The 21689-nt window shown below is 70.1% G+C and carries 18 protein-coding genes; 10 read left to right on the top strand and 8 right to left on the bottom strand.

All coding sequences use genetic code 11. The features are described from left to right. Position 1 precedes the first annotated feature (1 nt). Entirely contained in the window at positions 2–886 is an 885-nt protein-coding gene (locus EER30_RS11750; RefSeq protein ID WP_127500423.1) for a 2-hydroxy-3-oxopropionate reductase, read from the top strand. Here the strand turns inward: EER30_RS11750 and EER30_RS11755 are convergent. Both EER30_RS11755 and EER30_RS11760 read right to left on the bottom strand, forming a co-directional pair. Beyond that, on the bottom strand, positions 878–2113 hold the full coding sequence (locus EER30_RS11755) for a molybdopterin molybdotransferase MoeA (protein WP_205650197.1): 1236 nt from the start codon (positions 2111–2113) through the stop codon (positions 878–880). The genes EER30_RS11750 and EER30_RS11755 overlap by 9 nt on opposite strands. Further along, the gene (locus EER30_RS11760) at positions 2110–2343 is read right to left on the bottom strand and encodes a DUF6457 domain-containing protein (protein ID WP_127500425.1); all 234 of its coding nucleotides are present in this window, start codon (positions 2341–2343) and stop codon (positions 2110–2112) included. The genes EER30_RS11755 and EER30_RS11760 overlap by 4 nt, the downstream gene beginning before the upstream one ends. A 103-nt stretch (positions 2344–2446) precedes the next feature. Here EER30_RS11760 and EER30_RS11765 point away from each other — a divergent pair, with 103 nt between their 5' ends. Next, positions 2447–3808: an MFS transporter gene (locus EER30_RS11765; protein WP_127500426.1), complete on the top strand. Its 1362-nt coding sequence runs from the start codon at positions 2447–2449 to the stop codon at positions 3806–3808. Between the two features lie 19 nt (positions 3809–3827). Further along, positions 3828–4673, top strand: coding sequence for a formate dehydrogenase accessory sulfurtransferase FdhD (fdhD, locus tag EER30_RS11770; protein ID WP_127500427.1), 846 nt, complete (start codon positions 3828–3830; stop codon positions 4671–4673). An 89-nt stretch (positions 4674–4762) separates the two neighbouring features. On the opposite strand, the gene sucD is transcribed toward fdhD, so the two are convergent. Both sucD and sucC read right to left on the bottom strand, forming a co-directional pair. Further along, a complete protein-coding gene (gene sucD, locus EER30_RS11775; RefSeq protein WP_127500428.1) occupies positions 4763–5638 on the bottom strand; it encodes a succinate--CoA ligase subunit alpha in 876 nt (291 codons plus the stop codon). Between the two features lie 5 nt (positions 5639–5643). Next, positions 5644–6822 (bottom strand): ADP-forming succinate--CoA ligase subunit beta, encoded by a 1179-nt coding sequence (gene sucC, locus EER30_RS11780; RefSeq protein WP_127500429.1) that lies wholly within the window; start codon positions 6820–6822, stop codon positions 5644–5646. A gap of 337 nt (positions 6823–7159) precedes the next feature. Between sucC and frc the strand changes: the two genes are divergently transcribed. The 5 genes from frc to EER30_RS11805 all read left to right on the top strand — a co-directional run bounded on the left by frc (position 7160) and on the right by EER30_RS11805 (position 13813). Continuing rightward, the gene (gene frc, locus EER30_RS11785) at positions 7160–8389 is read left to right on the top strand and encodes a formyl-CoA transferase (RefSeq protein WP_127500430.1); all 1230 of its coding nucleotides are present in this window, start codon (positions 7160–7162) and stop codon (positions 8387–8389) included. A gap of 29 nt (positions 8390–8418) precedes the next feature. Beyond that, positions 8419–10584: an acetate--CoA ligase family protein gene (locus EER30_RS11790; protein ID WP_127500431.1), complete on the top strand. Its 2166-nt coding sequence runs from the start codon at positions 8419–8421 to the stop codon at positions 10582–10584. Positions 10585–10722: 138 nt separating this feature from the next. Continuing rightward, on the top strand, positions 10723–12237 hold the full coding sequence (locus tag EER30_RS11795; RefSeq protein WP_205650198.1) for an Nramp family divalent metal transporter: 1515 nt from the start codon (positions 10723–10725) through the stop codon (positions 12235–12237). A gap of 20 nt (positions 12238–12257) precedes the next feature. After that, positions 12258–12809 carry a hypothetical protein gene (locus EER30_RS11800; RefSeq protein WP_127500432.1) on the top strand — a complete coding sequence of 184 codons (552 nt, stop codon included), beginning with the start codon at positions 12258–12260 and terminating at the stop codon, positions 12807–12809. Next, complete coding sequence (locus EER30_RS11805) at positions 12809–13813, top strand: TerC family protein (protein ID WP_127500433.1); 1005 nt, start codon at positions 12809–12811, stop codon at positions 13811–13813. Before EER30_RS11800 ends, EER30_RS11805 begins: the two co-directional genes overlap by 1 nt. Positions 13814–13833: 20 nt before the next feature. Here EER30_RS11805 and EER30_RS11810 read toward each other — a convergent pair whose 3' ends face one another. Then, positions 13834–14043, bottom strand: coding sequence for a hypothetical protein (locus EER30_RS11810; protein WP_127500434.1), 210 nt, complete (start codon positions 14041–14043; stop codon positions 13834–13836). A gap of 670 nt (positions 14044–14713) precedes the next feature. Between EER30_RS11810 and oxc the strand changes: the two genes are divergently transcribed. Continuing rightward, positions 14714–16447, top strand: a complete 1734-nt coding sequence (gene oxc, locus EER30_RS11815; protein WP_127500435.1) for an oxalyl-CoA decarboxylase — start codon at positions 14714–14716, stop codon at positions 16445–16447. A gap of 91 nt (positions 16448–16538) precedes the next feature. Then, positions 16539–17900: an NAD-dependent succinate-semialdehyde dehydrogenase gene (locus EER30_RS11820; RefSeq protein WP_127500436.1), complete on the top strand. Its 1362-nt coding sequence runs from the start codon at positions 16539–16541 to the stop codon at positions 17898–17900. Positions 17901–17903: 3 nt separating this feature from the next. Here the strand turns inward: EER30_RS11820 and EER30_RS11825 are convergent, their stop codons facing one another. The 3 genes from EER30_RS11825 to EER30_RS11835 all read right to left on the bottom strand — a co-directional run bounded on the left by EER30_RS11825 (position 17904) and on the right by EER30_RS11835 (position 21496). Then, a complete protein-coding gene (locus tag EER30_RS11825) occupies positions 17904–18665 on the bottom strand; it encodes a GntR family transcriptional regulator (RefSeq protein WP_127500437.1) in 762 nt (253 codons plus the stop codon). A gap of 136 nt (positions 18666–18801) precedes the next feature. Further along, positions 18802–20505 (bottom strand): glyoxylate carboligase, encoded by a 1704-nt coding sequence (gene gcl / locus EER30_RS11830; RefSeq protein ID WP_127500438.1) that lies wholly within the window; start codon positions 20503–20505, stop codon positions 18802–18804. Between the two features lie 4 nt (positions 20506–20509). Next, entirely contained in the window at positions 20510–21496 is a 987-nt protein-coding gene (locus tag EER30_RS11835) for a 2-dehydropantoate 2-reductase (protein WP_127500439.1), read from the bottom strand. Positions 21497–21689: the final 193 nt, after the last annotated feature.

The following is a 21689-nucleotide window of genomic DNA, read 5'->3' on the forward strand; positions in this document are numbered from 1 at the left end:
CATGACAACCGTGGGGTTCATCGGTCTCGGCATCATGGGCGGTCCGATGGCCGTCAACCTGGTCAAGGCCGGCTACGACGTCCTCGGTTACGACGTCACCCCGGCCCGCACCGAGCTGCTGGTCGAGGCCGGTGGCCGGGCCGCCGTCGGCATCGCCGAGGCGGTGCAGAAGGCCGACGTCGTCGTCACGATGGTCCGCGATTCGGCCGACGTCGAGGCGGTCGCCCTCGGCGATCACGGCATCCTGGCCAACTCCCGGCCCGGCCAGCTCTACATCGACACCAGCAGCATCTCGCCCACGACCTCCCGCGACGTCGCCGAGGCGGCAAAGCCCTTGGGCGTACGGGTCCTCGACGCGCCGGTCAGCGGCGGCGAACCCGGCGCGATCGAGGGCAATCTGTCCATCATGGTAGGTGGCGAAGCGGACGACTTCGAGGCGGCGCGGCCGGTTCTCGAGGTGGTCGGCGCGACCGTGGTGCACGTCGGCCCGCACGGCGCCGGGCAGACGGTGAAGGCGGCCAACCAACTGATCGTGGCCGGCACCATCGAGCTCGTCGCCGAGGCGATCGTCTTCCTCGAGGCGTACGGGGTGGACACCGAGGCGGCGATCCGGGTGCTGGCCGGTGGTCTGGCCGGCAACCGGATCCTGGACCGCAAGGCGGCCGGGATGCTGGCCCGCCGCTTCGAGCCCGGCTTCCGGATCGACCTGCACCACAAGGACATGGGCATCGTCACCTCGGCGGCCCGGGAAGCCGGGGTCGTCATCCCGCTGGGGTCGGCGGTCGCGCAGCTGATCGCCTCGCTGAAGGCGCAGGGCGACGGCGGCCTCGACCACAGCGCCCTGCTGAAGCTGGTCGAGCAGCTCTCGGGCCGCGTCTCACGATGAAGTAGGAACACGCACGGGCCGGCGGCCCGCCTCGATCACCGGGGGCGGGGCGCCCGCCGGCGCGACGGGAACCTGCACGGGCGCTTCGACGGCGGGCAACGGGAGCAGTTCGACCTCGCCGCCGTGCCAGCGCGGCGGCACGACCGCGAGCGCTTCCGCCCCGGCGGCGCCCCAGAGCGAACCCGGCCGGTCGTGCCCGACGGTTACGGCCAGGGGTCCGAGCCGGGTCACCGGCACCAGGCGGGTGTCGTGGGCGTGCGGCGTTACCGGGCCCGCGAGGGTGGCCGTCGCCAGCGGCGGTTCGGTCCGCCCGGCCAGCGCGCCCAGCAGCGGGGAGAGCAGGGTCAGGGCGGCGACCAGCGCCGCGAACGGGTTGCCGGGCAGGCCGACGACGAACCGGCCGTCCGGCAGCACCGCGAACAGCTGCGGATGACCGGGGCGGCAGGCGACACCCCGGATCGGGACACGCGCGTCCACGGTGTCGAGGGCGGCGCGCAGGTGGTCGGCGGCACCGGCCGACGTGGCCCCGCAGACGACCAGGACGTCGGCGTCCGAGCGCCGCAGGGCGTCGACCAGCGCGGTCGGCCTGTCGGTGACGCGGGTTTCCCACGCCGGCTCGGCGCCCGCGGCCCGGATCAGGCCGGGCAGCATCGGCCCGATGGCGTCGCGCACCTGACCCGCGGCCGGGATTCCGGAGGTGCGCAGTTCGGCCCCGGTGACCACGACCGCGGCCCGGGGACGGCGGTGCACGGTCAGCGTGTCGTGGCCCAGACTGGCGGCCAGCCCGAGCACGACCGGGTTGACCACGGTGCCGGCGGCGAGCACCTCCTGGCCGGCCGGGCAGTCCTCACCCCGCCGGCGGATGTGCCGGCCGGGAGAGAGGTTGCCGTTCACCATGCCGTCTGTGCGGGTGCATCGCTCGTACGGCAGCACGGCATCGGCGCCGACCGGCACGAGCGCGCCGGTGCCGATCTCCATCGCGGTCCCTGGCCGCAGCGGCGAGGCCGGAGCCGGGTCGCCGGCCAGGACCCGCCCGACGATCCGCCACGGGCCGGTGCCCGCGACGGCGTACCCATCCATGGCGGCGGAGTCATAGGCCGGCAGTGGAGACAGCGCGACCAGCGGTTTCGCCAGGGTGGCGCCGGCCGCTCCGCCGAGCGGCACGTCGATCGGGGGGAGCGGGCGGCCCGCCTCACGGGCGAAGCGCCTCGCTTCGTGCCAGTTCATCGTGCGGGCCATTCCTGGGCGAGCTTGGTCAACCGCTCGGCCGCCTCGGCGAGGGTGGCGCCCTGGCCGACGACCACGCCGAGCAGGAAGGTGCCGAGCGGCGCCGCCGGCCGGGTGACCCCGTGCGCGACGTCGCGGGCGACGTCCAGGATCAGCCGCTGGTCGAGCACCGCCGGATCGAGCCCGAGCTCGTCGATCGCCTTACGGGTCCAGTCGTCCAGCACGCTCATCGCTGAGCCTCCTCGTCATCGCCCGGACCTGGACAGTCAGCCCGCTCCGGGTGGAGAATATGGATTCCACATACTGTATACGATGGTCGGTCGGAGGTGCCAGATGACGGATTCCCGTGACGACACGACAGTGCGTGAGGTAAGGGACTTCTACGGTCGTCGCTATCGGGTCGGCGAGAGCGATCACGTCCTGTTGGGACGGTCGCGAAGCTGGATGCTCGTGTTGCCCGTGGCCGCGATGCTGGCGATCAGCCTCTTCCAGTACGGGTTCGGCGCGGCCCTGCCCACCCTGGTCGAGGCGAACGGGTGGAGCGTGTGGCAGGCGTTCGGCGTACTCGGGCTCTGGGTGATCTTCCAGGCGGCCGGCTCGCCACTCGGCGGGTGGCTGTACCGGCGGATGCGGACGCGGCTCGCCGTGCCGATGCTCGCCGGAGCGACCTGCTGCCTGATCGCGCTGGTGACCCTGGCGCACGGCGACGCGCTGGTCACCGTACTGCTGGGTTATTCGGTCCTGGGTGGTCTCGGCGCCGGCGTCATCTACATGACCTGCATCGCCACCGTCGCCGAGTGGTTCCCCGAGCGGCTCGCCTCGCGGGTGGCGATGGTCGGCGCCGCGTTCGGCTACGGCGCGATCCCGTTCGTCGTCCTCGCCGGCTACACCCTCGACCCCGGCAACCGTACGGTCGTGCTCGACGGCACCGCAGTGGTCGTCTTCGGCGTGGTCGCGGCCTGCGGGCTGCTGATGCGCAAGCCGCCACGGAACTGGTGGCCCGCGCGGATCGACCCGAAGAGCTGGGCTCTCGACCGGCGGCTCAACCGCAGCCTGCCGAATAATCGTCCCGCCACCCGGCCCTATCCGCCGCGGGCGGCCTGGCGCAGCGGCATGCTGCCGATGATGTTCGTGGTCGTGGCGCTGACCGCGGCGATGGCGCTGTTCGACCTCGCCTACCTCGCCGGCACCGCGTACACCCGAGGTCTGTCGGCCTCGACGCTGGTCGCCGCGATGGCCGCGCTGGCCGCCTCGAACGGCATCGGGCGGGCGGTGACCAGCTCGCTGGCCGACCGCATCGGCCGGCGCGGAACCCTGGGGCTGTCCCTGCTGGTCGGCGGGGTGGCCCAGTTCGGCCTGCTCGCCGCCGCGACCAACGACAACCATCCGGGCGCGCTGGTGGGCTTCGCCGCGCTGGCCGGGGCCGGAACCGGGGCGGGCTACTCGCTGCTGGTCAGCCTGGTGCGCGACTGGTTCGGCGACGACGGGACGGTGCCGAACTACGGGATCGTCTACAGCGGCAAGGCCGTGGGCGGGTCGGCCGGCATCGTGCTCGCGGGGCTGGTGGTGACGACCCCCGACTCGGTCGTGCCGTTCGTGGTGGCCGGCTGCCTCGGCCTGCTCGGCGCGGCGCTGACCCGCTGGATGCGCCAGCCCGGCCTGACCTTGCGCCTGCTCCCGGCCGACCGGATCTAAGAGAAAGGACGGTGACGTAATGGGACGGGTGACGAGTAGGCGAAGAGTGGTGCGGATCGTCGACGGGGTGGACAGCGAGCCGGTCGACACCCTGGCGGCCGAGGAGCCGCTGGAGATCCGGGTGAACGGCCGCTCCCTGGTGGTGACGATGCGGACCCCGGGCGACGACTTCGACCTGGCGGCCGGGTTCCTGGTCAGCGAGGGGGTGGTGCGGCGGGCCGACGAGATCGCCGGCATCCGGTACTGCGCGGGCGCCACCGCCGACGGGGTCAACACCTACAACGTGGTCGACGTGGTGCTGGCCGCCGGGGTGGCGCCACCCGACCCGTCGCTGGAGCGCAACTTCTACACCACCTCGTCGTGCGGCCTCTGCGGCAAGGCGAGCCTGGACGCGGTGCGTACGGTCGCGGCCTGGTCGGTGCGCGACGATCCCCTCCGGCTCGAACCCGACGTGGTCAGCTCCCTGCCCGACACGTTGCGCACGGCTCAGCGGGTCTTCGACCGCACGGGCGGCCTGCACGCCGCGGGGCTGTTCTCGTCCGAGGGGCGGCTGCACTGCCTGCGCGAGGACGTCGGCCGGCACAACGCGGTCGACAAGGTCGTCGGCTGGGCTTTACGCGACGGACGGTTGCCGTTGCGCGACACCGTCCTGATGGTCAGCGGCCGGGCGTCGTTCGAGCTGGTGCAGAAGGCGGTGATGGCCGGCATCCCGGCGCTGGCCGCGGTCTCGGCCCCGTCCTCGCTCGCCGCCGACCTGGCCGCCGATTCCGGGCTCACCCTGATCGGCTTCCTGCGGGGCCGGTCGATGAACGTGTACGCCGGCGCCCACCGAGTATCGCGCGAGGTCCGGGCGGAGGCGGGCTGACTCCGCCCGGACCGACGCTGCCGCGGGCGCGGCGCCGCGGGTCAGCCGGCCGAGGGAAGCGCGGCTGACCCGGCGCCGATCGTCGTCGGTCAGCGTGCCGGTAACGTCTCGCGCATCAGTGCGGCCGCCTCGGACGGCGTCCGGCCGACCCGCACCCCGGCCGCCTCCAGGGCTTTCTGCTTGGCCGCCGCGGTTCCGGACGATCCGGAGACGATCGCGCCGGCGTGCCCCATCGTCTTGCCCTCGGGCGCGGTGAAGCCGGCCACGTATCCGACCACCGGCTTGCTGACGTGTTCCCTGATGTAGTCGGCGGCGCGTTCCTCGGCGTCCCCGCCGATCTCGCCGATCATCACGATCGCGTCGGTCTCGGGGTCGTCCTCGAACGCCCGCAGGCAGTCGATGTGGGTGGTGCCGACGATCGGGTCGCCGCCGATGCCGACGCAGGTGGAGAAGCCGAGATCGCGTAGCTCGTACATCATCTGGTAGGTGAGGGTGCCGCTCTTGCTGACCAGGCCGATGCGCCCGCGCGTGGTGATGTCGGCCGGGATGATGCCCGCGTTGGACTGGCCGGGGCTGATCAGGCCGGGGCAGTTCGGTCCGATGATGCGGGTGGCGTTGCCGGCGGCCTGCGCGTACGCCCAGAACGCCGCGGTGTCGTGCACCGGGATGCCCTCGGTCAGCACCACGGCCAGGGCCAGCTCCGCGTCGATCGCCTCGATCACCGCGGCCTTGGCGAAGCGGGGCGGCACGAAGACCACCGACGTGTCGGCGCCGGTCTCCTTGACCGCCTCGGCCGCGCTGTTGAAGACCGGGATGCCGTCGACCTCGCGGCCGCCCTTGCCCGGGGTGACCCCGGCGACGATGTTCGTGCCGGCGGCGACCATCCGCCGCGTGTGCTTGGAGCCTTCGCTGCCGGTGATGCCCTGCACCAGCACCCGGCTCTTGTCGGTGAGGAAGATTGACATGGCGGTTACGCCCCCTTGCCGGCGAGCTCGGCGGCGAGTCGCGCCGCGCCGTCCATCGTGTCCGAGCTGATCACGCCGGGCAGCGCCGCCTCGGCGAGAATCTTGCGCCCTTGCGGGGCGTTGTTGCCGTCGAGCCGCACGACGATCGGTTTGCTGACCGTCTCGCCCAGCTCGTTGAGCATGCCGATCGCCTGGACGATGCCGTCGGCGACCGCGTCGCACGCGGTGATCCCGCCGAAGACGTTGACGAGCACACTCCGTACGTCGGGGTCGCCCAGGATGATCTCGAGACCGCCCGCCATGACCTGGGCCGAGGCGCCACCGCCGATGTCGAGGAAGTTCGCCGGTTTCACCCCGCCGAACTGCTCGCCCGCGTACGCGACCACGTCCAGGGTGCTCATCACCAGCCCGGCGCCGTTGCCGATCACACCGACCGAGCCGTCGAGCTTGACGTAGTTCAGGTTCCTCGCGGCCGCCCGCACCTCCAGTGGGTCGGTGGCGGTGACGTCGACGTACTGCGGGTGGCCCGGCTGGCGGAAGCGGGCGTTGTCGTCCAGGGTCACCTTGCCGTCCAGCGCGAGCACGGTGCCGTCGGCGAGCTTGGCCAGCGGGTTGATCTCGACGAGAGTGGCGTCCTCGCCGCGGCACACGTTCCAGAGCCGCACCAGCACACTGGCGACCTGATCCCGTACGTCGTCCGGTAGCCCGGCGTCGTAGGCCAGCCGCAGCGCCTCCTCCCAGCCGAGCCCGGCGTCCGGGTCGACCTGGAGCCGGGCCAGCGCGGCCGGGTTCACGGCGGCCACCTGCTCGATCTCGACGCCGCCCTCGCGCGACGCGAGCGCGAGGAACGACCGGTTGGACCGGTCGAGCAGCAGCGACACGTAGTATTCCTCGTCGATGTCGCCGGCCTCGGTGATCAGCACCTTGTGCACGGTGTGGCCCTTGATGTCCATGCCCAGGATCGCGTCCGCGACCTCGCGGGCGGCGTCCGGGCCGTCGGCCAGTCTGACCCCGCCGGCCTTGCCCCGGCCGCCGGTCTTCACCTGAGCCTTGACCACTACGCGTCCGCCGATCTCGGCGGCGGCCGCGTACGCCTCCTCGGGGGTGGTGGCGACGCGGCTGCGACTGACCGGTACGCCGTGTTTGGCGAAGAGTTCCTGGGCCTGGTGCTCCAACAGATCCACCGGGCCTCCCTTCTGTTCGACCTTCGGTGGGTTGTTCCCGGCGCGGACGCATCGGGCGGGATCGATCGTGATGACGGTGCCGATCGGTCCACGGAGGAATCCGGCGGCTGGTCCGCGCCGAGTTTCGGGGAAGGTGCCGATCCGCTGAGGACTTGCCGGAAAACGTTCCGCGATCCCCTAGACACCTGGCTGTTACATGGGCCACGATATTGCCTACCCCATACGGTATGCAATCCCCGAAGCCGGCGGAGGTCAGGCCCTCAGCGGCGTCGGCACCAGCGGAAGTTCGTCTTCACGGTCCGACGTGCACGGCGCGGCGCACACAGGAGGTTCGCTCATGGGTAAGGCACTGGAGGGCGTACGAGTCCTCGACATGACGCATGTTCAGTCCGGCCCCTCGTCCACGCAGATCCTCGCCTGGCTGGGCGCGGACGTCATCAAGCTGGAGGCCCCGGGCCAGGGTGACATCACCCGCTCCCAGCTGCGGGACATCCCCGACGTGGACAGCCTTTACTTCACGATGCTGAACGCCAACAAGCGCAGCATCACCCTCAACATGAAGCACCCGCAGGGCAAAGAGGTCTTCACCAAGCTCGTGTCCGGAGTGGACATCCTGGTCGAGAACTTCGGCCCGGGCGTGGTCGAGCGTTTCGGCTTCCCCTGGGAGAAACTGCAGGAGATCAACCCCGGCCTGGTGTACGCCTCCATCAAGGGCTTCGGCCCCGGCCGGTACGCCGATTTCAAGGCGTACGAGGTGATCGCGCAGGCGATGGGCGGCGCGATGAGCACCACCGGTTTCGAGAGCGGGCCACCGACCGCGACCGGCGCGCAGATCGGCGACTCCGGCACGGGCATCCACCTGGTCGCCGGCATCCTGGCCGCGCTGTACCAGCGGACCAACACCGGGCGCGGTCAGCGGGTGCAGGTCGCCATGCAGGACGCGGTGCTCAACCTGTGCCGGGTCAAGCTGCGCGACCAGCAGCGACTGACCCACGGCCCGCTGGGGGAGTACCCCAACGAGACCTTCGGCGACGAGGTGCCCCGGTCCGGCAACGCGTCCGGCGGCGGCCAGCCCGGCTGGGCCGTGCGCTGCGCCCCGGGCGGGCCGAACGACTACATCTACGTGATCATCCAGCCGGTCGGCTGGAAGCCGATCTGCGAGCTGGTCGGCCGGCCCGAGCTGGTCGAGGACCCCGCCTGGAGCACGCCGCAGGCCCGCCTCGACAAGCTCGACAAGGCGTTCGCGCTGATCGAGGAGTGGACCGAGCGCCACACCAAGCAGGAAGTCATGGAACAGCTCAACGCGCGCAACGTCCCGTGCGGGCCGGTGCTGTCGACCAAGGAGCTGATCGAGGACGAGACCCTGGCCGCGCTGGGCTCGGTGGTCGAGGTCGACCACCCCGAGCGGGGCCGGTTCAAGACGGTCGGCAACCCGATCAAGCTGTCCGACTCGCAGGTCGACATCGAGCGGTCGCCGCTGCTGGGCGAGCACACCGAGCAGGTGCTCGGCGAGCTCGGCTACAGCGAGCAGGGCATCGGCGAGCTGCGCGCCGCCGGCGCCGTCTGACGATCTTCAACGACGAAGGAGACGACGAAATGCCGATCGACGATCGCGGCTACGACCGCGAAACCGTACGCCGGGTGCTCGAGCAGGCCGGCGCCGAGGGACGCAGTTCGCTGACCGCTCCGGAGGGGCGGCTGGTGGTCGAGGCGTACGGGATCGCCACGCCGGGCGAGGGCCTGGCCGGCGACGCCGACGAGGCGGTGGCGCTGGCCGAGAAGATCGGCCTGCCGGTGGTCCTGAAGATCGTCTCGCCCGACATCCTGCACAAGACCGAGGCCGGCGGCGTGCTGGTCGGGCTGGGCACGGCCGCCGACGTCGCCGCCGGCTACGACACGATCATCGCGAACGCGAAGGCCTACAACGCCGGGGCGAAGATCGTCGGCGTGCAGGTGCAGCAGCAGCTCACCTCCGGGCACGAGGTCATCGTCGGCACGGTCACCGACCAGACCTTCGGCAAGGTCATCGCTTTCGGGCTCGGCGGCGTGCTGGTCGAGGTGCTCAAGGACGTCACCTTCCGCCTCGCCCCGACCGACAACGCCACCGCGCTCTCGATGATCGACGGCATCGCCTCGGCCGAGATCCTGAGGGGCGTACGCGGGGCCGAGCCGGCCAATCGCGAGATCCTCTCCGACCTCATCGTGCGGCTGTCGGACCTGGTGACCGACTTCCCGCAGCTGGCCGAGGTCGACCTCAACCCGGTGCTGGCCACCTCGACCGGCGCGACCGCGGTCGACGTACGCATCCTGGTCGACCCCAAGGCGGCCGAGCGCCCCGAGCAGTTCACCGACGAGGAGATCCTCGCGAGCATGAACCGGATCATGCGGCCCGCGTCGATCGCCGTCATCGGCGCGTCGGCCGAGACCGGCAAGATCGGGAACTCGGTGATGAAGAACCTGGTCAACGGCGGCTACCAGGGCGAGATCTACCCGATCAACCCCAAGGCCACCGAGATCGAGGACCGGAAGGCGTACCGGAGCATCTCCGACGTGCCCGGCCCGGTCGACGTGGCGATCTTCGCGATCCCGGCCAAGTTCGTGCCGGCCGCGCTCGAGGAGGTCGGCGCGAAGGGCGCGGCCGGGGCGATCATGATCCCGTCCGGGTTCGGCGAGATCGGCAACCACGAGCTGCAGGCCGAGGTGCTCGGCATCGCGCGGCGGCACGGCGTACGGATTCTCGGGCCGAACATCTACGGCTACTACTACACCCCGGAGAGCATGTCCGCGACGTTCTGCACCCCGTACGACGTCAAGGGCGGGGTGGCGCTGTCGTCGCAGAGCGGCGGCATCGGGATGGCCATCCTCGGTTTCAGCCGGTCGGCCCAGATGGGCGTGTCGGCGATCGTCGGGGTGGGCAACAAGGCCGACATCGACGAGGACGACCTGCTGACGTTCTTCGAGAGCGACCCGAACACCCAGCTCATCGCCATGCACCTCGAGGACCTCAAGGACGGCCGGTCGTTCGCCCGGGCCGCCAAGCGGGTCTCGGCGACAAAGCCGGTGCTGGTGCTCAAGGCCGGCCGCACCGACCAGGGCGCCAAGGCGGCCAGCTCGCACACCGGCGCGCTGGCCGGCAACGACAAGGTCTACGACGACATCCTGCGGCAGAGCGGCGTGATCCGCGCTCCCGGCCTCAACGACCTGCTCGAGTACGCCCGCGGCATCCCGCTGCTGCCCACCCCGCAGGGCGAGAACGTCGTCATCATCACCGGCGCCGGCGGCTCCGGGGTGCTGCTGTCGGATGCGTGCGTCGACAACCAGCTCACGCTGATGGAGATCCCGGACGACCTCGACGAAGCGTTCCGCAAGTTCATCCCGCCGTTCGGGGCCGCCGGCAACCCGATCGACATCACCGGCGGCGAACCGCCGTCGACCTACCGCAACACGATCGCGCTCGGCCTCTCCGACCCGCGCATCCACTCCCTGATCCTCGGCTACTGGCACACCATCGTCACCCCGCCGATGGTCTTCGCCGAGCTGGTGGTGGACGTGGTCGAGGAGTTCCGGGCGAAGGGCGTCAACAAGCCCGTGGTCGCCTCGCTCGCCGGCGACGTCGAGGTCGAGGAGGCCAGCGAACACCTGTACCGGCACGGCATCGTCGCCTATCCGTACACCACGGAGAAGCCCGTCGCCGTGCTCGGCGCGAAATACCGGTGGGCACGCTCCGCCGGACTGCTCGGCGACCGGCCGGACGGCCACTGAGTCGTGCACAGTTCCACCACACCGGGCAGGTGGAGGGGCCACTAGCGACACAGCGACCGCTCCGCGGCCAGGGTCAGAGGACAGACGCCGTGCCGGGCCGTCCCTCGGTCCGGACGTCGCAATTCCAGGAGGTCCAACGTGGACGCTTCGAACAACCCCTCTCCCAACGAACCCACCAGCAGCACGACACCCACCGCCACCGTCACCGCTCCCGACGACCGAGTATGGCGGGCCGGAAGGCTCGAACCCATGCCGATCAGGGAGCTGCCCAAGGCGCCGCCCTCGATCCACCTGCTCGGCCCGACCGTGTTCCTCGTCGCCCTCGGCGTGGGAATGGGCGAGTCGTACATGTGGCCTCGCCTGGTCCTGATCTTCGGGCCGGAGATCCGGTGGCTGTTCCTGATCGGCGTCACCCTCCAGGCGTTCGTCATGCTGGAGATGGCCCGCTACGCGATGGCGACCGGAGAGAGCATCTTCTTCGGCGCCGCGCGGGTCTTCAAACCACTGATGTGGTTCTTCTTCAGCGTGGCGATCCTGGTCTATATCTGGCCCGGGCATCTGTCCACCGGCGCCGCCGCCTTCGAGGAGGTGACCGGCATACCCTGGACCGTCTCGGCCTGCGTCGGTCTGATCCTGGTCGGCATCGTGTTCAGCCTGGCCAAAGTCATCTACCCGCTGCTCGAGAGCCTGCTCGGCCTGCTGATCGGCGTGCTCGTGGTCGGCACCTCGGTCGTCGCCTCGCTGGTCGGCCGGTGGAGCGACGTCACCTCGACCCTCGGCGGCATGCTCCACTTCGGTTACCTGCCCGACGAGGCGATGTCGGCGGCCTGGTTCCCGGTCATCGTGGGCGCGATCGCGTTCGCCGGCCCGTCCGGGATGCAGCAGATGTGGTACACGCTGCACCTGCGGGACTCCGGCGCCGGCATGGGCGCGCACATCCCCAAGATCCGCGGTCTGCGGCACGCGGGCGAGCAAGAGGTCATGCCTTCGCGGGGCTTCATGTTCGACACCGACAACCCCGAGGAGATGAAGAAGTGGAAGGGCTGGCGGCGGTGGGTCACCTTCGACGCCCTGCTGCTCTTCTGGGGCATCACGATGCTGGTCACGGTCTCGTTCACCGTTCTGGCCCAGACCGCCGTACGGGAGAACCCGAACGTCGGTGACCTCATCCGCGACGGTGATCGGGAGGTCGCGCTGACGGCCATGGCCGACGCGTTCGCCTCGGCCGGCGCGCCCGTGCTGCACGGCGTGTTCCTCGGGTTCATCGCGCTGATCGGGCTCAACGCCACGCTCGGTCTGTTCGACTCGTTCTCGCGGGGCCAGGCCGACATGACGTACCACTTCGTGCCCGGTGCGAAGCGGTTCAGCATGTCGAAGCTCTACGCGGGCTTCCTCTGGGGCGTCATCACGTTCGGCATCCTGATCCTGAACTTCGGCCCCGCCGACGGTCCGGGCGCGATCCTCGACGTGCTGGCCTTCCTGTCCACCTTCGCGATGGGCGCCTACTGCGTCGTGCTGCTGCTGGTGAACAACCGGATGCTGCCCAAACCGATCCGTCCGGGCCTTCTGCAGAACGCCGTGATCGGGTTCGGCGCCGTGTTCTACCTCGGCATGCTGGTCTACAGCCTGGTCCGCTTCGGCGTGGTCATCTAGTGGCGGGGCAGGGGGAACTCATGACCAAGTGGCGTCACCTCGGGAACCTGGCCCTGCCGGGCGTCGGCATCGGAGCGATCGCCGGTCCGGCCGCCTTCGGGCTGGCCCTGATCGCGGGGCAGCCCCTCGACTGGGCCCTGGCCACCGCGTTGGCCCTCGGACTGCCCCTGGCGCTGCTCGGCGGCGGATTCGGGCTGCTGATGGCGGCCGGGAAGATCTCACCGGGGGTGTTCGCCCCGACGGCGCTCTACTGGCTCGTCGGGTTTCCCCTCGCCCGGTTGACGCACGAGGTGCTGGTCGGCCTGCTCCTCACCGGCCGGCCGACCCTGCCGCCCGACGTGTGGGGGTTCCTGGCCTTCCAGGCGATCGTCAGCCTCGGCTTCGCGATCGGGTTCAGCTGGCTCTACGAGCGGGTGGCGCCGGGCTGGCTGCGCCGCATCCGGCACGGTGATCCTCGCGCCGAGCGGCTGTACCAGTTCTACCTGCGGCACGCCGAGGCGCAGTGGAAGACGAGAGAGAACCGCCGGCAGGCGCGGGCCGCCGCCCGTGCCGTCCGACACAAGGGGGCGTAATGAATTTACCGCTCTGGGTATGGGCCGTGACGATCATCGGGTTCGCGGTGATGATCGCCTTCGACTTCTACCTGGTCGCCCGGAATCCCCATGAGCCGTCGTTCCGGGAGTGCGTGGCCTGGGTCAGCTTCTACGTGCTGGCGGCGGTCGCGTTCGGGTTCTTGATCATGGGAACGGCCGGGGTCACCTACGGAGGCCAGTTCTTCGCCGGGTGGCTCACCGAGTACTCGCTCAGCGTCGACAACCTGTTCGTCTTCATCATCATCATGAGCCGGTTCGCGGTTCCGGTGAAGTACCGGCAGAAGGTGCTGCTCATCGGCATCGTGCTGGCGCTGCTGATGCGGGGCGTGTTCATCGCGGCCGGCGCCTCGGCCGTCGCACGGTTCGACTGGTTGTTCTACCTGTTCGGCGCGTTCCTGATCTACACCGCGTTCAAGCTGGTCGGCCCGCAGCAGGAGGACGAGTTCTCCGAGAACTTCGCCCTCCGTACGGCGAAGCGGATCCTGCCGACCACCGAGACGTATCAGGGCTCGTCGGTGCTGGTGCGGATCGACGGCCGGCGGATGGTCACGCCGATGCTGATCGTGATGGTGGCGATCGGCACGACCGACCTGCTCTTCGCGCTCGACTCGATCCCGGCGATCTTCGGACTGACCCAGGAGCCGTACCTCGTCTTCACCGCGAACACCTTCGCGCTGATGGGTCTGCGGCAGCTCTACTTCCTGCTGGGTGGCCTGCTGAACCGGCTGGTCTATCTCAGCAAGGGCCTGGCGTTCGTCCTGGCCTTCATCGGCGTCAAGCTGGTGCTGGAGGCGCTGCACCACGACGGGGTGTCCTGGGCGCCGGCGGTGCCGATCACCGTCTCGCTCGGGGTCATCGTCGGCACGCTGGCGATCACCACCGTCGCCAGCCTGATGAAGTCCCGGCGGCAGACCGCCGCCACGGAAGACGCGGAAGCCGAAACCTCCCGCGAGACCGTGACGGCGGACCGGGACGCGGTCTGACCGAGTGGTTCGGCCCGTTGTCAGGCCTTGATCAGGTCGTCGTCCGGGGCGGTGCCACGGAAGAAACGCGCGATCTCCTCGTCGCTCGGCCGGGCGGCCCGGCGCTGGTTCTCCAGCGCGGCCGCCAGGCCGAGCCCGAGGGAGCGTCCGTCGGCCGGGGACCCGGACGGCAGGGCCAGCCGGTCGGTGAGGCGGTTCAGGGAACGGGAGAGCTTCCGCCAGGTGGTCATGACAACATCACTCCTGCTTGTCGGTCTTCCCGGGAACGGCTTTTCCCGGGGCCGTGCGCACCGGACCGGACTGGAACTGTCCGGAACGGTGGTCCGGCAGGACACCCGGGTGGGCCTGGTGGGGCCGGGCACACCCGGGTCGCCGGAGCTTTCGCCGTCACGCGACGTCGCATTACGGCCGGAACCATGCTTTCGCCGTCACGCGACGTCGCACGACGGCCTGAACCATCTCTGTCACCGGAGAGGGCGACCGGCGGGGGTTGCCCGCGGCGGCCGTGTGGGGGCTTCGGCCTCGCGCCCGCATGATCGGGACGCTGCGCCGCGTCTCCTGCGGTCGACTACCCGCAGCCGTGCCACCACAAACCCTCACTGCTCGTCCTCTGGGGACAGGTGCCTGTTGGCAATTTCAGGATACAGGCTTCGGTATACAAAAAACGATTGAGTGAGACCTAGGCCACCGTTCCACCGGCCGGTTCCCGACTGATGGCACGGCCGGTAGGGGCCTGTGGCCCTACGGGAATCTCTCCGTCGCCCCTAGACACTCCGCCGTCGTATGGTCCACGATTATTGCCTACCCCATACGGTATACAACTCGCGGTACGGCCCGGCGGGCGGGTACGACCGCTGACTGTGTACAGAAGTCGCGCGACCATGATGGAGGGCTCGGATCATGACCATCGCTCCACACCGGGAATCAGAAGCCGGCGACACCGTCGACGCCCAGCAGCTCACCGACGGGATCCACCTGGTCGTCGATGCGCTCAAGCTCAACGAGGTCGAGGCCATCTACGGCGTGGTCGGCATTCCCATCACCGACCTGGCCCGCCTGGCGCAGGCGTCGGGCATCCGCTATGTCGGCTTCCGGCACGAGAGCGCCGCCGGGCACGCGGCGGCGGCGGCCGGGTTCCTGACCAAGAAGCCGGGAATCTGCCTGACGGTGTCCGCCCCGGGATTCCTCAACGGACTCGTTGCCCTGGCCAACGCGACCGTGAACTGCTTCCCGATGGTGCAGATCTCCGGCTCCAGCGAGCGGCACCTGGTCGACCTGCAGCGCGGCGACTACGAGGAGATGGACCAGCTCGCGGCGGCCCGGCAGTTCGCCAAGGCGGCCTACCGCGTGCACCGGGCCGAGGACATCGGCCGCGGCATCGCCCGAGCGATCCGCACCGCCGTATCGGGACGGCCGGGCGGGGTCTACCTCGACATCCCGGCCGCGGTCCTCGGCGAGGTCATCGACGCGGAACTGGGCGCGAAGTCGCTGTGGCGGGTCGTCGACCCGGCACCGCGTCAGGTGCCGGAGACCGCCGCGCTGGACCGCGCGATCGAACTGCTCGCCGGTGCCGAACGGCCGCTCGTCGTGCTCGGCAAGGGCGCCGCGTACGCCCAGGCGGACGAGCAGATCCGCCAGTTCGTCGAGCTCACCGGCGTGCCTTACCTGCCGATGTCGATGGCGAAAGGGCTGCTGCCCGACGACCACCCGCAGTCGGTGGCCAGCACCCGGTCGCTGGCGCTGAAAAGGGCCGACGTCGTGCTGCTCGTCGGCGCCCGGCTGAACTGGCTGCTCGGGCACGGCGACGCGCCGCAGTGGAACCCCGACGCCAAGTTCATCCAGGTCGACATCGCCAGCACCGAGCTGGACAGCAACCAGCCGATCGCGGCGCCGCTGGTCGGTGACGTCGGTTCGGTGATGCAGGCGCTGCTCGAGCGGACCAAGCCCGGCCAGATCTCGGTGCCGGCCCCGTGGCGCGACGAGCTGTCGTCCCGGTCGGCCGCGAACGTGGCCAAGATGGCCAAGCGGCTCGAGGCGGCCGAGACGGCCCATCCGATGAAGTTCCTGGGCGCGTTGCGGGCTATCCGTGACGTCCTGCGGGAGAACCCCCGGGCGTACGTGGTCAATGAAGGCGCGAACGCGCTCGACCTGGCCCGCAACACGATCGGGATGAGCGTGCCACGGCACCGGCTCGACAGCGGTACGTGGGGCGTGATGGGCATCGGGCTGGGGTTCGCGATCGCCGCGGCGGTCGAGAGCGGTGACCCGGTCGTGGCCATCGAGGGCGACAGCGCGTTCGGGTTCAGCGGCATGGAGCTCGAGACGATCTGCCGCTACGACCTGCCCATCGTCACGATCGTGCTGAACAACAGCGGCGTCTACCGTGGCGACGCGGCCGCCTCGGCGTCGGGCGACCCCGCTCCGACCGCCCTGCAGGCCCGGCACGACGTGATGATCACCGCGTTCGGGGGTAAGGGCTATCAGGCGACGACGCCCGAGGAGGTCACCGCCGCCCTCCGCGAGGCCCTGGCGCTGGGCAAGCCCGCGCTCATCGACTGCGTCATCGACCCGGCCGACGGGACCGAGAGCGGCAACATCGCCCACCTCAACCCGAAAGGCATTACGGTCCGGTGAGGACCTCGACCTAGACGCCGGGCGGCCCGCGCACGCGGGCCGCCCCCGTGTGCGCGTCAGATCACATCCTGGAAGAAGACGGAGGCTCGCTATGTACACAGTGACCAATCCCGCGACGGGTGAGCTGATCGAGAAGATCGAGAACTCGACCGAGGAGGAGATCCAGGACGCGATCGATCGAGTGCACCGCGGATACGTCGCCTGGCGGCAGCGTACGGTGGCTGACCGGGCTGAGATCGTGGCCCGCGCGGCCGACCTGTTCGCCGAGCGCGCCGACGAGCTGGCCGCGATCATGACCCAGGAGATGGGCAAGCGGATCAACGAGGGCCGCGGCGAGGTCGGCGTGGTCGTCGACATCTTCCGGTACTACAGCGGCAACGCCGCCGCGCTGCTGGCCGACGAGCCGCTGGAGATCAAGGGCGGACGGGCGGTCATCACCAAGAACCCCATCGGGCCGCTGCTCGGCATCATGCCGTGGAACTTCCCCTGCTACCAGGTCGCCCGGTTCGTGGCGCCGAACCTGGTGCTGGGCAACACGATTCTGCTCAAGCACGCCTCGACGTGCCCCCGGTCGGCCGTCGCCATCGAGAAGATCCTCCACGAGGCCGGCGTGCCCGAGGACGCGTACGTGAACATCTTCGCCTCCAGCTCGCAGATCCCGATGATGCTCGCGGACCCGCGCATCCAGGGGGTCTCGCTGACCGGCAGCGAGCGGGCCGGCATCTCGGTCGCCGCCGAGGCCGGCAAGAACCTGAAGAAGGCCGTGCTCGAGCTGGGCGGTTCCGACCCGCTGATCGTGCTGGACAGCGACGACCTCGACCGTACGGTGAAGGCCACCGCGACCGCCCGCATGCGCAACTGCGGCCAGTCGTGCAACGCCCCGAAGCGGATGATCGTGCTGGGCGACGTCTACGAGGAGTTCGTCGACCGTCTCACCAGGTATGTGGCCGAGACGTTCGTGCCGGGCGACCCCAGCGACCCCGCGACGAAGCTGCCGCCGCTCGCGTCGGTCGCGGCGGCCGACGAGGTGGCCGGTCAGGTCGAGCTGGCGATCCGGCAGGGCGCGACGTTGCGTACGGGCGGTCGTCGTATCGACGGGCCGGGCGCCTATCTCGAGGCCACCGTGCTCACCGACCTGACCCCGGACATGGACGTCTACTACGAGGAGGTCTTCGGTCCGGTCGTGCTGGTCCTCCGCGCCGAGACCGAGGAGGAGGCGATCGCCATCGCGAACGACTCGCCGTTCGGGCTCGGCGCCAGCGTGTGGGGGACCGACCCCGACCGGCTGCGCCGCGTGGCCGGGCAGATCGAGTCGGGCATGGTGTATCTGAACAGCGCCGGGGGATCGCAGGCCGATCTGCCGTTCGGCGGGATCAAGCGCTCCGGGATGGGCCGGGAACTGGGCCCGGCCGGCATCGAGGAGTTCATGAACAAGAAGTCGATCAGGCTGTAGTACCTAGCTCGCGGCGTCCTGCTCCTCGCCGTCCTTGCGGCGCTGGTGGTAGGACTCGCGGGTGCGTTCGGTGTGCCGGCGCATCAGCTCGCCGGCACGCCGGCTGTTCCCGGTGGCGATCATCTCGATCAGGAGCGCGTGCTCGTCCCACGCCTCGCGGCCGCGGGTGCGGGCGATGGGGGAGTAGTACCACCGCACGCGGCGGTCGACCATGGCGATCAGCTGGGCCAGGACCTTGTTGCCGGACATCTCGACCACGTGCGCGTGCAGGGCCGCGTTCGCGGCGACCAGGGCCACCTGGCTGTCGTCGCTGAGGGCCTGTTCGCCGACGCTCTGCAGCTCTTTGAGGCGCTCGATCTGTTCCGGTGTGGCCAGCTTGGCGGCCAGCCGCGCCGATTCGGCCTCGAGCAGGGTGCGGGTGGAGAGAAGCTGGTCGGCCTCTTCCTCGGTGGGCACGTGCACGAAGGCGCCGAGGGCGGGCCGCAGGTCGACCCAGCCCTCGTTGTGCAGCCGCTGCAGGGCCTCGCGGACGGGCTGGCGACTCACGCCGAGGTGGGCGGCGAGCTCGTTCTCGACGAGGTGCTCGCCGGGCTGCAGCTCACGATTGATGATCATCTCGGCGATGACGTCGTAGACCGCCTCGCGCAGCGGAGCGGGTCGCTCGAGGGGCTGACGCGCCGCCCGGGGTTCGCCGCGGGCCGCGCCGAGGGACCGTCGCCGGCCGTTGGCGCCGGCCGGTGAGGTCGTGCCTCTCCGATCGGTCATGGAATACCTCCGGGTGCGAGAGCGATCGGGTGGGCTATAGCATACAGTCGGCGAGATGCAATGAACGACAGGTCGGCTTCTCGGGGCGCGACGAGGGTGGGCGGTTCGACCGCCCACCCTCGCACTGTCATTGCTCTCAGCCGGCGACCGGGTCCGGCTCGAACTCGTTGACCTTGGCGATCGAGAGGCCGTGCGCGGTGTTCCCCTCGCGCTCGATCATCACCTCGACCAGGACCGGCCGGCTGGTGCGCCTCGCCTCCTTGCTGGCCCAGGCCAGCGCGTCGGCGATCTCACCGGGCTGCGACACCCGGCGGCCGGAGCATCCGTACGCCTCCATGATCTTGACGTTGTCGGTGCCGTACTCGTCGTAGTGGATGTCGACCTCGTAGTTCATGTCGTAGCCGATCTCGGCCTGACGGATCAGCCCGAGGTACTCGTTGTTCAACATGATCAGTACGAAGGGGATGTCGTACTGGGCGGCGACGGCGAGCTCCTCGACCAGGAACTGGAACGAGTAGTCGCCGACCACGCCCACCACCTCCGCGTCGGGCCGGGCCGACTTGACCCCGATCGCCGCCGGGATCTCCCAGCCGAGCGGGCCGGCCTGACCACAGACCTGGTAGTGCCGGGGCTTGAACACGTTCTGGAACTGGCCGGACCAGATCTGGTAGAGGCCGATGGCGGTGACGAAATAGGTGTCCGGGCCGAAGAACTCGTTGATCTCCCTGAACACGCGGGGGGCCTTGATCGGGACCGTGTCGAAATCGTCGCGGCGGCCCAGGGTCTCGCGGAGCTGCCGCACCCGCGCGGTCCATCGGCCACGATCTGTTCTTGCCCGCCGTTGTCTCGCCGCGGCCAGCAACGCCGCGAGGAACGGTTTGGCGTCCGACACAACGCCGAGATCAGGGCCGAACACCCGGCCGAGCTGGGTCGGCTCGATGTCGACGTGGATGAACTTGCGGCCGGCGCGGTAGGTCTCCAGGTCGCCGGTGTGCCGGTCGCCGAAGCGGGCGCCGATCGCCAGGACCAGGTCGGACTCCAGGAAGGAGGCGTTGCCCCAGCGCTGGGTGGTCTGGATGCCGGTCATGCCGGCGAACAGATCGTGGTCCTCGGGCAGCGCGCCCTTGCCCATCAGGGTCACCTGCACCGGGATGTCCAGGGTCTCGGCGACCTCGCGCAGCAGGTCGGTGGCCTCGCCGATGATGACCCCGCCGCCGGCCAGGATCAGCGGGCGCTCGGCCGCCAGCAGGAGGTCGAGGGCCCGTTCCACCCGGGGGAGGTGCGGTTCGACCACGGGCACCGGCAGCGGCGCGTCGATCGTGGCGTCCCATTCGATCTCCTGCCGGGCCACGTCGATCGGCAGGTCGATCAGCACCGGTCCGGGCCGTCCCGAGCGGGCGATCCGGAACGCCTCCCGGAAGATCCAGGGTGCCTGGGCCGCCTCCTTCACCTGCACGGCCCACTTGGTCACCGGCTTGGCGATCTCGACGATGTCGACCGCCTGGAACGCCTCCTGGTGCAGCTTGCCGGTGGGCGCCTGCCCGGTTATGCAGATCATCGGGATGGAGTCGGCCTGCGCCGTGTAGAGCCCGGTGATCATGTTGGTGCCGGCCGGTCCGGACGTGCCGATGGCCACGCCGACCCGGCCGTTGGTGCGGGCCCAGCCGTCGGCCATGTGGGTGGCGCCCTCTTCGTGCCGGACGATCAGGTGCTTGATCTCGCTGCGCTTCAATGCCGCGTAGAGCGGCAGAATGGCGGCGCCGGGACAGCCGAACGCGATGTCCACGCCCTCCGACGCGAGCACCGCGACGACCGCGTCCATGCAGGGAATCTTGGCCATGGAATCAACCTCCTGGTCGGGAGCGGGACATGGTTTTGGCCAGCAGATCGGTCGCGGCGTAGACGGTCCGCAGCGTCGGGGCCGGGGCGCCGGTGATGTCGGCCATCTCGACCACGGCCGCGACGACGGCGTCGAGCTCCATCTCTTTACCGGCCTCGAGGTCCTGCAGCATGGAGGTCTTGTGGTGACCGACCCGTTGAGCGCCGTCGAGCCGCTTCTCGATGGAGATCTCGGGCTTGCTGCCCACCCGGGCGGCGATGTCGAGCGTCTCCTCCATCATCTGCTCGACGACCCGCCGGGTGCCCGCGCTCTCGCAGATCTCGACCATGGTGGCCCGGGTGAGCGCGCTGATCGGGTTGAGCGAGGCGTTGCCCATCAACTTGATCCAGATGTCGTCGCGCAGCCGCGGTTCGACCGGGCACTTCAGACCGCCGGCGACCATGGCTTCGCTGAACTTGAGGCACCGCTGTGACACCGTGCCGTCCGGTTCGCCGATCGAGAACCGGGTTCCTTCCAGGTGCTGGATCACCCCGGGCGACTGGATGACGGTGGCCGGGTAGACCACGCAGCCGATCGCCCGTTCCGGCGCCATCACCGCCGAGGTCGCGCCGCCCGGGTCCACGGCCTCAATCCGATGATTCTCGTACGGTCCCGGAAGCTGGTGGAAATACCACCAGGGGATGCCGTTCTGGCCGGCGACGAGGGCGGTCTCCGGGCCGAGCAGGGGAGCGAGCAGGGGGCCGGCCGAGGCGTACGAATGTGCCTTGAGGCCGAGAAAGACGTAGTCGACCGGCCCGATCTCGGCGGGATCGTCGGTGGCGTGCGGATGGGCTTCAAAGTCGCCCCGAGGGCTGATGACCCGTACCCCGTTCGCCCGCAGCGCGGCCAGGTGCGCCCCGCGGGCGATCAGATGGACGTCCACTCCGGACCGGCACAGCGAGGCGCCGACGTACGCGCCGATGGCGCCGGCTCCGAGCACCGCAACTCGCATAAGCGACCCCTTCTCGCGCCGGCCGTCAAGAGACCCCCGTCGTGCTGCCCCGTTTTCACGCCGCAGGACCGAGAGGCCGGCAAGAAATGTGTATGCATTATGGCGAGTACAGTATGCAATCTGGGAGACAGTGACAAGCCTCGAACTGCGGCGACGGGTTCGCTGTCGTCGGGCCGGGAGGGCTTGTGGCGGC

The organism is Actinoplanes solisilvae (genome assembly GCF_003999975.1).
Taxonomy (GTDB): domain Bacteria; phylum Actinomycetota; class Actinomycetes; order Mycobacteriales; family Micromonosporaceae; genus Actinoplanes; species Actinoplanes solisilvae.